This is a genomic window from Bacteroidota bacterium, from assembly GCA_018692315.1.
GTDB lineage: Bacteria > Bacteroidota > Bacteroidia > Bacteroidales > JABHKC01 > JABHKC01.
This window is the reverse complement of record JABHKC010000022.1, coordinates 1-13,898: the sequence shown is the minus strand read 5'-3', so window position 1 is coordinate 13,898 and position 13,898 is coordinate 1. Positions and strand designations below refer to the sequence as shown.

General features: G+C 33.5%; 10 protein-coding genes. 2 read left to right on the top strand and 8 right to left on the bottom strand.

All coding sequences use genetic code 11. The features are described from left to right. Positions 1 to 104 precede the first annotated feature (104 nt). The 6 genes from HN894_01655 to HN894_01630 all read right to left on the bottom strand — a co-directional run bounded on the left by HN894_01655 (position 105) and on the right by HN894_01630 (position 5,852). Positions 105 to 434 (bottom strand): helix-turn-helix transcriptional regulator, encoded by a 330-nt coding sequence (locus HN894_01655; GenBank protein MBT7142014.1) that lies wholly within the window; start codon positions 432 to 434, stop codon positions 105 to 107. 313 nt (positions 435 to 747) lie between these two features. Beyond that, a complete protein-coding gene (locus HN894_01650) occupies positions 748 to 1,599 on the bottom strand; it encodes a protoheme IX farnesyltransferase (protein MBT7142013.1) in 852 nt (283 codons plus the stop codon). Between the two features lie 31 nt (positions 1,600 to 1,630). Then, complete coding sequence (locus HN894_01645; protein ID MBT7142012.1) at positions 1,631 to 2,578, bottom strand: SUMF1/EgtB/PvdO family nonheme iron enzyme; 948 nt, start codon at positions 2,576 to 2,578, stop codon at positions 1,631 to 1,633. 2 nt (positions 2,579 to 2,580) lie between these two features. Then, complete coding sequence (locus HN894_01640; GenBank protein MBT7142011.1) at positions 2,581 to 4,095, bottom strand: hypothetical protein; 1,515 nt, start codon at positions 4,093 to 4,095, stop codon at positions 2,581 to 2,583. 94 nt (positions 4,096 to 4,189) lie between these two features. Further along, on the bottom strand, positions 4,190 to 4,825 hold the full coding sequence (locus HN894_01635; protein MBT7142010.1) for a hypothetical protein: 636 nt from the start codon (positions 4,823 to 4,825) through the stop codon (positions 4,190 to 4,192). A 139-nt stretch (positions 4,826 to 4,964) separates the two neighbouring features. Then, positions 4,965 to 5,852: a 4Fe-4S binding protein gene (locus HN894_01630; GenBank protein ID MBT7142009.1), complete on the bottom strand. Its 888-nt coding sequence runs from the start codon at positions 5,850 to 5,852 to the stop codon at positions 4,965 to 4,967. 280 nt (positions 5,853 to 6,132) lie between these two features. Between HN894_01630 and HN894_01625 the strand changes: the two genes are divergently transcribed. Together HN894_01625 and HN894_01620 are read left to right on the top strand one after the other, a co-directional pair. Next, positions 6,133 to 6,891, top strand: coding sequence for a T9SS type A sorting domain-containing protein (locus tag HN894_01625; protein ID MBT7142008.1), 759 nt, complete (start codon positions 6,133 to 6,135; stop codon positions 6,889 to 6,891). A gap of 25 nt (positions 6,892 to 6,916) precedes the next feature. Beyond that, on the top strand, positions 6,917 to 7,984 hold the full coding sequence (locus HN894_01620; GenBank protein ID MBT7142007.1) for a T9SS type A sorting domain-containing protein: 1,068 nt from the start codon (positions 6,917 to 6,919) through the stop codon (positions 7,982 to 7,984). Between the two features lie 938 nt (positions 7,985 to 8,922). On the opposite strand, the gene HN894_01615 is transcribed toward HN894_01620, so the two are convergent. Together HN894_01615 and HN894_01610 are read right to left on the bottom strand one after the other, a co-directional pair. Continuing rightward, the gene (locus tag HN894_01615) at positions 8,923 to 11,646 is read right to left on the bottom strand and encodes a T9SS type A sorting domain-containing protein (protein MBT7142006.1); all 2,724 of its coding nucleotides are present in this window, start codon (positions 11,644 to 11,646) and stop codon (positions 8,923 to 8,925) included. A 149-nt stretch (positions 11,647 to 11,795) separates the two neighbouring features. Continuing rightward, positions 11,796 to 13,898 (bottom strand): PKD domain-containing protein (locus HN894_01610; GenBank protein ID MBT7142005.1); only part of this gene is annotated, 2,103 nt, incomplete at its 5' end.

Below are 13,898 nucleotides of genomic sequence, written 5' to 3'. Positions count from 1 at the left end.
GATAGTAACTTATTGGAAAAAAATATACATGAACTCCATTTTTATTTAAAAAATTAATGTTTTTTATCAAAGCTTGCATTTATCTGTATTACAGAATATTAACATCATTTTGCTTGTTTTTGTGAATTATGCAGGCTAAAACTTTCGTTAATCATAAAAATTAATTCTTCTTGTGTAAGAATTCCATCGTGATTTGGGTCGAAAGAAACCATAAGCCTTTCGATTCCATCATAGGCAATTATTTTTATCAGCTCTTCTTTCGACGAAAAATAATTGTAAATCAATCCTTTAGAAATGCCAGCTTTTTTTGCAATTTTACTAATTGATGAAGGGTAATAACCTTCTTCAGCGAATATTTCGAGAGCTGCATCCAAAATTTTCTGTTTTTTTTGCTCTCTAATTTCTTTAAATTGCTCTTCTGTTCTTGGCGACATATTTACAATATTTTATTCTTTTCATTTTCAGTAATACTTTCAAATTCATTTTATGAATGAACGGTCGGTCAAAGTAAAAACATTAAATTATTATTTCCAAATTTTTTTTGACTTTTTCGAAAAATAAAATCAATATTCCACAAAATTGCTATAAGAAGCATTTTTTTTGAGAAAAAACAGCAGAATTAAAGCTTGGCGAGATAATAATAAAAAAGACCCAACAAGTATTAAAACTAGTCGGGTCTGACATTCATATGATTATCTTTGATAATCTTAGAGCAAAAAACTATTCAGAATTCAAAATCAAACAAATTTATATTGTAGCAATCACTATCAATATCATAGTGCTAAGCATAAAAATTGAAGCATATTTGAATAATCCGAAATTCACTTTTTCTGAAGGTTTAATAATGCTATATGTTCCAAGAAGTATTGAGCCCAAAGCTAAAATTATTATAAGTCTGATATATCCCCAGGACAATCCAAGCGCCATTGTACCTATAATTACAGCCAATGCTGCACCTATGCTCGACAATGCTATAATTATTCTTGTTTTATTAAAACCATATTTTGAAGGAAATGTAGGAATCTTTGCATTTTTATAATCCTTGAAATGTCGAATATTGAAAGTGAGTATATGTGTTGGAATCCAAAGAAGAATTGAAAGCGACAGCATTAATCCTATCAAATCAATCTCACCAATTCCGAGTGCCCTGCCTGCAAGAATTGGCATCCCACCTGAAATTCCACCCCACAAAATAGACCATGCCGATTTGCGTTTCAGCCAAATTGTATAAATCACAAAATCGATAAAAAACCCGGCAAACATAATTATGAAATAAAGTTTCGACATGAAATAAGAAATTACCAAACCTGAAATAAGGATTATCATTCCAAACATCAAAGCATTTCTTTTTGAGATTTTACCGGAAGGCAAAGGTCGCAATATTGTCCTTTTCATTTTAGAATCTATGTCTTTGTCGTAAACCATGTTAAGAACAGTAGTTCCGCCAACGGTGAGAAAAAGACTACTTACTAATCCTGCAAATATTCCAAAATTCATAACAGGACAACGAGCACTTATAAATCCGGCCACACCAGTTACAAGCAAAAGAATTGTTTGCAAACTTTTTATTAAAGACCAATATGACTTAATTTTATTCATTTATCGTTTCAATACATTTGCGAATAATCTGCTATTCAAAAATTTCTGATTTATCGTCAGTTTTAGGAATATCTCTTACGCACCGGAATCCTGTCCAAATACTAAAATAGTCGGGGCCTGCATTGTTTCTTGCCCAAACTCTTAGATTATAATCGTAGTTCTGATAACTTCCGCCTCTCATATATCTATAATGAATATCAGGATAATCGTCTGCCATCCATTGCCACACATTTCCGGCCATATCGTATAATCCATATGGGCTGACACTTTTTTTGGTTTCAAATTCGCCGTACTTTTTCCCATTGAAAAAACCTACTGGTGTAGTTCTGTTATAATTTTTTATGCTTTCCTCAATTTTATGTCTGTTTCCGTAGAAGTTTGCCATTTGCTTTGAAAACTCATTTCCCCATGGAAATGCTCTTTTATCGGTTCCTCTTGCTGCTTTTTCCCACTCGTTTTCGTAAGGTAAACGCCAGCCATAAAATTCAGCATAGGCTTTTGCGCCAAACCATGTTATCATTATAGCAGGATGATTTCCGTAACCTTTGTCAACTAAAAATTTTGTGTTTGCAAATTTTATGTGCATCCCAGGTTCACCAATTGGCATTAAAAGTTTGTAGCCATCAGTAATTTCTATTTCGTGAATGTATCCAGAAAATTTGTCGCCGGGATAATATCCAAGAATAGCAGTATCATTAATGGAAATTTTTTTGTCACTTAGAGCTGAATTAAGAAATTTTGCATATTGAGAATTTGTAACATGAGTGAGCATAATTTCAAAATCACTATCAATAGTTGCTTCGTGAGCATGACGACCTTTAAAGAATTTTCCTGCCGTAATTTTTACCCATTCGTCTGGATTTATTCCGGTTTCTGTTTTTTGAATTTCAAATTTTTCTGTATAATCGCTACTACATGCTACAAAAAATACGCACAGTAGAATTGTATTTATTATTTTAGAAGATAGTCTATTTTTCATGTTTATCCCTCTTTTTGAAATTCTTGATTATTAATATGAATAGGATAATTTGATGTTCTGTTGATTTCAAGCTCAGGATTTTTGTACTCGTTTTTCCAAACTCCTTTTCCTTTGAATAAATCAAAAAGTTTCCAGAGCAATAAAATGCAAACCAAAATTAAAAGTGCAGCCAGACCAAATTCAAGAAATATCATTGCAAATGTAGCAGTGCCATCTTGAGCAAATTCTGAAACGAAAAGCCTTTTCATTGAAAAAATTGTTGCTGAAGCAAAAGCTATATCTGAGAAAATAATTAATATCCAGCCGAATATTTTTCGTTTTTTCCCTTTTAATCCGGCTATGTCGGCATAATACATTAATATTATTGTTGCAATAATTGCCGAAAGAATATGCCAATGTCCGGTCAGGGTAATTCTTTCTTCCCGCATTGGCCAAACTCTGAATATCTCGTCAAGTTTTACAGCCATAAAAATTCCAACTCCACTTACAGTGAAATTCATAAATACCATTTGCCATAGAGGTCCAAATTTTAATGGGTCGTGTAATAAAGCTCCTAATTTTTTGAAAAATCCGGCATTTGTAATTCCTTGCTCGGCAATTCTGTCGCGAATGAGTTTTTTCCAACCAAAAATCACAAGCATTAATGCAGCAAGCATCACAAGGACAGATCCTACATAAATAATTTTATGAGCAATTGGTTCAAAGGGAACTACAGACCATACGCCGAGGGTAATAACTATTGTTCCGAAAATCATTAATCGCATTGCAATTTTATGGTAAATTCCTTTAAAATCTAACCATCTACCAATGACTAATGTAATCGCAATTGCAATCAAGGTGAGCATAATATGCAAATGCCCGATTACTGAAAGTTGAAGAACAGGTTTGTGCGGATTTCTAATCACATCTTCAGCAAGAAAAGATTCAAACCCATTTCCGAAAAACATTCCTGCAATTGCACCGAATGCTGCCGAGCCAATAGTTGCAACAGCCATCACAAAAAATGCAACACGTTCGAGGTCTGTTCCTTTTTTTGAATGAGCATAATCTTTATCCTTAACTTTATGCTCATTTTTCCATGGCCATAGAGCAGATATTAGGAATATTCCGGCAAGAAATACAATTGATTGCCCTACAATAAACAAACCGTGAAAAGCCCAATTGTGCCCAAAATATGCGAAACCTAAGCCAAAAAACATTGTCATGATGTATCCAATTGTAATAGTGGCATTGATATTCGACTGCTGGTTTTTTTTCATTGGAACAATTGATGTTATGAAGTATGTCTCTATTGCAATTATTGCTAGGGCAATAGAATGGTACAACATAACAATTCGTCCTTCTCTTTCGGCTGGGTCTAATTTCATTCCCAAAAGATTTACAAACACATCTTTTACTCCCCACTCTGCCAATGGGCCTGATAGTGTCCCCCAAATTGCAGTAACAATTGAAATTAGAGAAATAGCAACAAGTACAAGTCCTTTGGTGGACCGAAAAAGATAATTAAATCTTTCCATATTTAGTCATTTTAGGTGAACAAAAAAAGACGGTAGAAGAAATATTTCAAATCTCCCACTACCGTCCTTTAAAATATTTTGGTAGATTTTTAGATTATTTATTGTAGATTTTTTTCATAAAACCATAAGCAAATCCAAGAGACATGGCTAACAATATAGGTGTTAAAATTGCAAATACCAGCTCTTCGGTGAAAATTCCTAATAAAGGTTTCCCTGCACCTAAAAATGCGAGGGCAATTCCACCAATTCCAATTATGGCCCCGCCAACAGTAACCCAAATAAATCCTTTAGGAGCCATTTCTTTAGACACAGCAAGGATAGGGACAAAAAATATTGTCAGACCAGCAATTGCGTGAAAAATTGGGTAGATGATTTTTAGTTCAAAAACACCAAAAGTTTCTAATCCAATTAATATTAAGCCACCTAACAGAACAACAAGATAAAGGACTCTAAGTTTTTTGAAAAACTCACAAATCAAACCCATTGCCAGAGCAAAAGGTAGAATTGTTGCTACAGTTTTGATACATGGTCTTGCAAGAATGTCGAAACCAAAGATAATTATTAACACACCTGAAACAAATAAAACTGCAAAAGCGATGATGTAATGAATGTTATGTCTTGGTTTTGTTTCGGCCGCTCTCGTTTCCTGAATGAAACGGAAAATCAGATAAACTGCTACTATGCCAGTTAATAACAAAAGAACTCGATCAAGAATTGTAATTTCCATCATTTATTATATTAATTTAAAATAAGCAAAGATAATATTTTATTTTATGCAATTAAGTACTTAAAATAAATAAAAATTAAATCTTTTTTACAAAAATTAACAAAACCCAAAATCCTAATGGCATTTCCACATAGCAACTGCTCTATACCCATTCATCAGAGAGGATATCTCCCTGAATTCCAACAACAATAAGTTTGACAGGTATCTGACGTTCAGCCTGATCTACCGCTGTTTTAACCATTTGAATTAATCCACCACAGCAAGGAACTTCCATTATCATTACTGTGAAAGTGTTGATTTTTGCCTCGTCGATCATTCTCCTGAATTTATCAATATATATCTCAGTCTGAGAATCTAATTTTGGACATGCAATTCCAATACTTCTATCCTTCAGAAATTTTTGGTGATAATTTCCAAGTGCAAATGCAACACAATCGGCAGTAATTACAACATCGGCATTTTGAAAATAATTTGCATTCGGATTAATCAAGTGCATTTGAACAGGCCATTGCCTCAATTCAGATTTTAGTTCGCCCATATTAACAGGAGCTACATCTACTTTTTCTTGATTTTCAAAACTCATTTCTTGGCTACCCATACAGCCACAACCAGGGTTACTATCGTTACTTTCCATTTTTTTTATGTTATTATGTACTTTATAAATTACTTCGTTTACATCAAAATCTATTTCTTCTTTATTTTCAACTAAATATCGAACTCCTTCTTTTAGAAACTGAGTTTCGTTGTGTTCTTTTAAGTGTTGAAGGTGTGCAATTACTACATTTTTGCCTTTATTAACCATCTCAGCAATTACGACTGTTTCGTTATATTCTTCGGCTTCACGTTTCTCGATTGTGATAGCACCCTGCGGACAATGTCCGAGACAAGCACCTAAACCATCGCACATCAAATCGCTTACTAATATTGCTTTTTCGTCGATAATTTGTAATGCTCCTTCATGACAATTTGGAATACACAATCCGCAACCGTCGCAAAGTTCTTCGTCAATTTTTACTATTTCTCTAATCATAATATTTTTTTCAAAAAAACGGAATAAAAAACAAAAATTAAGTAACATATGTTACAAATATGAATTTATGTGAATTTTTTGACTAAAAAACCTTTTTATTAAAACTTGTTTTAACAAAATTTATAGATTTTCTAAGAAGCGTTAAGAATATACATTAGATGCATCAAAACATATTCTGTTAATAGTATGTTAATTTAGTCAGGAAATTTACCAAATACGACCATTAAATTAGAAATATTTTTAATGAAGAATTATGTGGAACTTAAAAATTTTAGGAATTATGAAAATAGCATTACGGACTTTAGAAAAACTAAATATGAACAAGACTGTTTTTAAGCTGAGCTTTATCTTTATTTTACTTGTTTGTTTTATTGGCATAAAGGCTCAATCTTTATCAGTAGTAAGTTATGATGCAGTTGTAGCAGGGGATGCTGCATTGTCGAATGCACTTTATGCACGTGCTACATTGAAGAATATCTCTATGCAAACTGTTAATGTTAAACTAAAAAGAATTGATGATAATTACACAGCCTTAACCGATAATAATGCTTTGTGCTGGGGTGTTTGCCAACTTCCTTCTGCTTCGGTGAGCAGTATCTCTATTGCAATTCCTGCAGGCGGTATCGATTCTATTCATTTTACCGGGCACGTATTTCCGGATATGGACGGGATACCGGCTGAGGGCGATATTACTTATGTATTTTTCGATGAGCAGAATACAATAGATTCCGTTGCCTTCACAGTACACTATCAGGTAGATCAAACATTACCAGTTCAAGAGAAGCCCGAAAAACAGTTATTCCATTTGTACCCTAATCCTACAACAGATTTTCTAAACCTTGATTTTGATATTGACTATTCAAGATCTTTTACATTCAGAATATACAGTATCATTGGTGGATTAGTACTTCAGCAGGAATTATCTGGACTTCAAAACAGAAATACAATTGAACTTTCCGATTTACGAAAGGGGCTCTATTTATATACTATTCAAGAAGAAAATCGGATTTTAAAAACAGGGAAAATAACATTAGAATAACAAAATTTAACTAAAATAATTTATCATGAGACTAATTAAACAATTACTTATTATTGGCACCATATTAATATTTCTTGCATCAAATGCACAAACCGGATTGGTTGCCCACTGGAGTTTTGATACAATTACAAATAGCAAGTTTACAAATCATGTAAACAGCCAAGCTGGTGGAACGGTTTACGGTTGTCAGTCTGTACCGGGAATGGTAGGAAATGCCCTTTCGTTTGATGGTGTGGATGATTATGTTAGAATTCCAGGAGATAGCTTAACACCTCCAGTAGTATTGGAATCTCTTGCTGAAGGTAGCATTTCAGTGTGGTTCAAGGTAGAAGATATACCACTTACCGATGGAATAAGACCCATATTTTATTATGGAAATAATAATGCCTGTAATTTCTTTGACGCTGCCAACGAAGGATTGATAATTGAGGTAGGGCACAGTCCCATTCACTATGCTTCGAAGAGACTTTATTTTACCATATGGTCGAACGGTTGCACTTTGCCTTCGTTTTGCTACGATTCGTGGAATACGATTAACGAAAATGAGTGGTATCATTTCGTTGCTGTTGTTGGAAACAATTATAATACAGGGTATTTGAATGGCCAGTTGATGACTGACAGAGTCTATAATTTTGGAACTGCGAATACACAAGAATTTTTTGCTAATGCAATCGCACATGAAAGCCTGTGGATTGGAAAAGGACATTGGAATACAAGCGATGTATATTTTAAAGGAGCAATTGATGAGCTCAAAATTTTCGATCATCCGGTGGATCAACAGGAGGTTACTAATCTTTTTCTTGAAGGAAGTATAGCTGCATCTATTCCTCAAAGTGATTTAGAAATTAATGGTGCATTGATTTATCCAAATCCTGCCCAAAAAGATATAAATATAAAGATTCCTTTGACTTTTGAAAAGCCTCTTACTTTTGAAATTTATAGCCCAAACGGAGTGATTGTTTATAAAGCATTAGTCTCAGAATCTGACAAAACTTTTAGTATTAACTTAGATGAGCTTCCAAGCGGGATATATTTATACACTTTAAAAGAGGGTTCAAGAACCATTAAAAAAGATAAGTTGATTATTCAATAATAAATGCTGTAAAACGAATTTGAATATTTGTTTTCAATTCAAAATACAGACAAGTGAATTCCGGCAATGAAAACAATGAATTTTGGCAAACTTTGCATTCCTAAAATTTAGCTAATTTTTTTTGAGAAGCTGAAGAGAAATGTTTTGGTGATAGCTATATTTAAGCTAAAATGCTAAATTGCATTATCATAGGCTGTTCATCGAAAACCTTAGGAAACAAACTCCTTCGAAAGTTTCATGAAAATCGCCTTTTTTGTCATCTAAAGGTAAATTGAATTTGAAAAGGCTAAAAGTCCGATTTGCGTTTTTACATGTTATTGCGTACTGAATATTAACAATTTAGATTAATTTTGTTTTCTTTTTCTTGATAAAAAGAAATAAAAATCAAGGCTACAGATAATTTTGGGACAATACTAATTTCTCAATCCTCCCCGCAAGTAAAGCCGCCCTATATCAATAAAGTTTTGTTGTAGGTATGTGAAATTCAGTTATTTGAACTTAGTTTCATCAATAATTGCTTGAGGGCTTTGTTACTTGCTTAGCTGTGTCCAACACCAGGATTTTCGAAAAGTATTGTTCCCAAAATTATCTGATGCCACCGCAGCAATAAAGTTAGAGTAAACTTAATAATGAAATTTTCACTTTCAGAAGATGTGAATTTCATTGTTTATCGGCAATTTTCAATAGTTGTTCCCACCAAAATAATTTTGATAAAAATTATAGGCGCTGGCATGTGGGTTGTACCATCATTTTTTCTTGACTTTTTGTTACTTTTGTGTCAAGACAAAAGTAAATGATAGGACAATAAACTGAACTTGATATTTCATAATTATAGGGTGAAAGTTAATTTCCAGCACCTCAAAAAAAGATTTAACCTATAATTTTCTATATTAGAAATTACAAAAAAAACAATAAAATAGTGAGAATTTAATAGTTTATCAAGTCTTGACAATTTGTTTTTTAAGCTTTCCATCTCCGGAATTTATTTCTATAAAATAAACTCCACTTTGGCAGGAATTCAGGTTCAACTCATATGTGAATTTTCCTTTTTTCAAAAGCAGTGCATTTTTATAAACCTGTTTGCCTTGAGCTGAATAAACAAAAATTTCAATCGGAATATTTTCGTGCATTTCAAAATTTAGAAAAAACAAGCCATTTCCCGGATTTGGCGATACCTCAAAAGATTTAAAAGCTGAAAAAGCAACTGTATCTTCAATATTAATCAGTTCTGAAACTTCTGATGTTCCACATTGATTTTCAATTTTTAAGATAACTTTATAATTTCCAATGTTTTGATATGTATGAACTGGATTGAAAAATATTGAATTCTCGCCATCTCCAAAATTCCACAAATAGTTAGACGAAATTGTGGAATTATTAAAAAACGAAACTTCGTTGATATTCTTCTCGAAAGAAAAATCAGCCAGTGGAGCTGTTATGAAATTTAAATAAATTTTATCGGAATTCGAGCAATTTTTTGATATAATCGTAACCGAATAATATCCCGTTTCAAGGGCAACAATTGCTCTATCAGTTGAGCCTGTACTCCATAAATAAAAATCGGCTTTGTCGGAAATCAGTGTAATTGTATCACCCTCGCAAGTATCTGATAAATTTATTAAGCCAACATCTGGAATTGGGTTAAAAACAACTTCCAAAGAACTTACAGATTTACACGCATTTGAATCTGTAGCCGTAACCGAATATATTCCTGTAGAATTAACATCGATACTTTGACTTGAGAATAAATTTCCTTGACTCCACTCGTAATATATAAAACCATAGCTTGCTACTAAAGTAAGCTTATCGCCTTCGCAGGCTTGGCTTTCTCCATATATTTCAATCTCCGATTTTGGATAAAACTGAATATAGTGATTGTCAAAAGCTTCGCATCCCAAATTGGTTACTGTAACAGAATATAAACCAGTTTGAGAAACATTAAATGTAGAAGAGAATAGATTCGTTGAATCTCCCCAATTATACAGTTGAAAGTTATCTTCAACAGATAAAGTTACAGTGTCGCCCTCACAAGCGTTGCTATAGCCAGCTATAGAAACTTCAGGAAGTGGATTAAAAATAATGTTAACATCGGAATTCCCCGAACAAGAATTTTGGTCAATTACGGTAATATAATAAATTCCTGAATTTAAAACACTTAAAAAATTGGTTGATGAATTTGGAACAGACCAAATATATTCGGCAAAACCGCTATCAACCGCAAGCACAAGAGTATCGCCAGCGCACAAACTTTGGTTGCTTCCGAGCGAAACTTGTGGCGATTGAAAAACTGTAATTTCCTGAGTGTCTGCACTGAAACAATATGAAACTGGATCTGTATAAGAATATATGATTTCAAAATTTCCAGCATTAGATGGGAAAAAAGTAGTCCCTAGAATTCCGTTTCCTGAAAATATACCTCCGTTTGGAATAGCCACTAATTCAACTATTTGAGTAGAGTCTGAACAAAAATTTGAATCCAAATTTAAAATTTCCACATCGGGAATCTCAAAATTATTGACTGTTGCTTCAAATACATTATTTTGAAAATTTTGGTCTGCTTGCATTTCTACTTCAACTACTATAATGTATTGTCCTATTACCGAAAAATCAGAAGTTTGCGTAAAACTATAAATTAAATTTTCTCCAATATTAATAATTTGTTGAGGAGTTTCTGTAATGAAACTTCCGCCATTTACAGAATATTTCAAAGAAAAATTGCTTGCAATAGTATCTCCCGAATTAAAAACTTCAACAGTAATAACTTGATTGTCTGATGAATTCTCGCATCCTGAAACAGGCTGAACTAATCCAAAGACTGACAAATCTGCGCCAGTGAATGCTTCCAAATTCATCAAATAACTAAATCCGTTTGGCAAAAATAAAGAGCTGTCGTAATTTTTAGAAATCAAATATTCAGCCTCAGCTTCTAGCTCAAAATTATTAGCTGCTTGCCATATTTTCCATTTAAAAAGTTCATTGGAAGCAAATCCATTAGTCTGACCTATTGCACTTCCAAAAACTTCTAATGTATCTGAGATTCCCGTCCATTCTATATATCCTGCACAACTCAAAGTCCCTAAGGAATCGTAAAATACTCCCAGATAATCTCCACTTGCAATTTGAATGTTGTTTATAGAAATATCACATGAATCAGGAACTAATATTGAATGAACAATTCCCGTATTTGTGAGATTCCAGTCTGGAGAAAAATTTGACGAAATTGCTACCAAAGATTCCAATCCACTGGTTCCATTGATTTCATAAAATCCGGTATTAGGAAAAGGAAACTGCATAAAAGATGCTTCGGCTGAGAAAACTGTACCATCGTAGGCACGCCAGATTTTCCATTTAAATTCTTCGCCCTGAGAAAATCCATTAATAAATCCGTTTTCGCTACCCCAGGCAGCTATGGTTGTGTTTCCTGATCCTGTCCACATAAGGTATCCTGCACAAGACAAACTACCAAGCGAATCGTAAAAAACCCCAATATAATCTCCCGGGACAATTTGATTTCCGTCAATAGTAATTGGTGTTGTACTTTGCACAAGAATTGTGTGATTTGAACCGGTAATATTAAATGCCCATGGATTTTGCGAAAATGATAATTTTCCCGCAAAAAAAATGAATAGAAATATTAAATATTTGTAAAAAAAACTCCTCATCAAAACACAATAAATATGATTTTAAGCTACGAAAATAATCAAATATTATTGCAGAAAATATAATTTATTTACAAATCCTTACTTCATCAATAAGTAGTAATATTAAGAAAATCCATTTCAAAAATACTAAGTTCTCATAGATACACTAATTAATTCCCCAAATAAACCAAAACATCAGAATTTATCATCTTCACCTGATAGCCCTTGCCGGGAAGCATGTTGCCAATGTTGTTTATTGAGTATTGAGGCCAAAAAACATTGCCGGCATCGTCTTTCACAATTTCAGTGTTTTGGGCTATGATTGAAAATATTTGTGAAATATCGACAGGTGATTGCAACAAATAGCCAATTATGCTCCAACCCGCCTGTAGTGTGATAGGTGAGTTTTGAGGATTGCAAATTATTCCTGTAACATTCAAAGTATCACCACTTGCCATTTTCACCTGATAGCCCTGGCCGAGAGCAAGAGTATCGAGAAGTGTGATTGAATATTGAGGATAATAAACCAAGCCGATTTGGTTTTTCACCAAAACTGTGTTTCCAACAATTTCTTGAAAAACACTGTCGATATTGTTTTCGTATGGCTCAATGTAGCTTGAGAAAATGCTCCAGCCTTGTGGTAGCGAAATTGACTGTGTTCCGGCATAAATACAGGAGCCATTGTTGAAATCAGCATTTGGATTGTAATTTGTCGCAAGTGTATCGATACAGCCGGGTGTGCCGAGGGTGAAAGTGTAGCAAGTGGTTTCAGAACAACCTACACCCCAGGTGTTTGTAGCTGTAAGGCAAATTTCATATACTCCATAATCGGAATATGTGTGCCACACTTCATAACCTCCACCTGAAGTCCCATCGCCAAAAGACCACCAATAGGAAAATTCCGGACTCCCACCACCCTGCACAATTACTGTCATACTATCGTATTCGGAAAGAAAAACATTTCCTATTGCAGCATATACGTTGCATTCAGGTTCTTCCACTGTTAAGTTTATTGGGCCATAGCTTCCAAAACATGTAGAATCCTCCAAATCGTAAACTGAGAGCGAAATTTGATAATTTCCTGTAGTATAATAAGAACAATACCATTCCCAGTTGTTGTATATTGTAAAGCTATTGCCACCGGTTCCGCAGTTACAAGTTACAGCATAGCTATTTGGCGGTTCGTTATCTACCTGATATGCCCAAACATCTAAGAACCAATTGTATGGCCATGTAATATAATCTTCTTGATAATCGAAACCTATGTCGTTGTAACATTCGAGGTCAATTTCTTTTTCAACTATCAAAATGCAATTGGAATCTGCTTTGTGCGAAAGCTGACAAGTAACATTATAAACATTAGTATATGGAAAAACATGATCGATAAGATACTGATTTTCAATAGTTGTACCATCTCCAAGATTCCATAAAATATTGTAATTTACAGTATCTACATTTGGTAAAAGTTCAAAAATTGCATGTTTCCAAACATTTTCATAAATCACAATTTCGGCAGATTGAATGCAAGGAATGCTATCCACATTTAAAGTTTTTTGAATTTGATTGTTGCATGTGCCATCAGACAAATAAACTACTGATAGTGTGATGGTTTTATAACCACAATAATTGTATAAATGCACAGGATTGTTTAGGTTTGTGATGCTTGTGGAATCTCCAAAATCCCAAATAATTTGATATTCTGTAGTATCAAGAAAGTATGATGTATCGAATGAAACATTTGTACTGTCTCTCTGCATCGAAAAATCGAGATCGTCTATTAAACAGGTAGTTATTATTGTATCATGCAGGTTTATTGAGCAAATACTGCCATTATTATCCTCGATGAAAAGCGAAATTACAAAAGTGTCTATTTGCTGATAATTGTACTGAAGTGAGTTTGTTTGAAAAAACTGTGCACCATCACCCAAATCCCATGAAATGCTCCAAAAAGAAGTGTCGATAAAATATGATGTTTCAAGTTCTACATTTGTTCCATTAATTTGTGATGAAATTTGCAAAACATCTAAATAACAAGCAGTTACAACCGTGTCATACAAATTAATAAAACAAAGACTGTCGTTTTTGTCCTGAACAGTCAAAATTATATTAAAGGTATCAACAGCCTGATAATCGTACTGAACAGAAGTCATTTGATAAAACTCGGTGCCATCGCCCATTTGCCAGCTTAGAAAATAAAGTGATGTATCGTAAGGATAAAATGGCTCAATTGAAATTTCTGTATAATTGATACTTGTATTGAAATATGAATTTGG

Excerpts from the sequence above, each read along its gene's own strand:
- HN894_01655 (MBT7142014.1), bottom strand. The coding sequence starts at position 434 with ATGTCGCCAAGAACAGAAGAGCAATTTAAAGAAATTAGAGAGCAAAAA.
- HN894_01650 (MBT7142013.1), bottom strand. The coding sequence starts at position 1,599 with ATGAATAAAATTAAGTCATATTGGTCTTTAATAAAAAGTTTGCAAACA.
- HN894_01645 (MBT7142012.1), bottom strand. The coding sequence starts at position 2,578 with ATGAAAAATAGACTATCTTCTAAAATAATAAATACAATTCTACTGTGC.
- HN894_01640 (MBT7142011.1), bottom strand. The coding sequence starts at position 4,095 with ATGGAAAGATTTAATTATCTTTTTCGGTCCACCAAAGGACTTGTACTT.
- HN894_01635 (MBT7142010.1), bottom strand. The coding sequence starts at position 4,825 with ATGATGGAAATTACAATTCTTGATCGAGTTCTTTTGTTATTAACTGGC.
- HN894_01630 (MBT7142009.1), bottom strand. The coding sequence starts at position 5,852 with ATGATTAGAGAAATAGTAAAAATTGACGAAGAACTTTGCGACGGTTGC.
- HN894_01625 (MBT7142008.1), top strand. The coding sequence starts at position 6,133 with ATGAAAATAGCATTACGGACTTTAGAAAAACTAAATATGAACAAGACT.
- HN894_01620 (MBT7142007.1), top strand. The coding sequence starts at position 6,917 with ATGAGACTAATTAAACAATTACTTATTATTGGCACCATATTAATATTT.
- HN894_01615 (MBT7142006.1), bottom strand. The coding sequence starts at position 11,646 with ATGAGGAGTTTTTTTTACAAATATTTAATATTTCTATTCATTTTTTTT.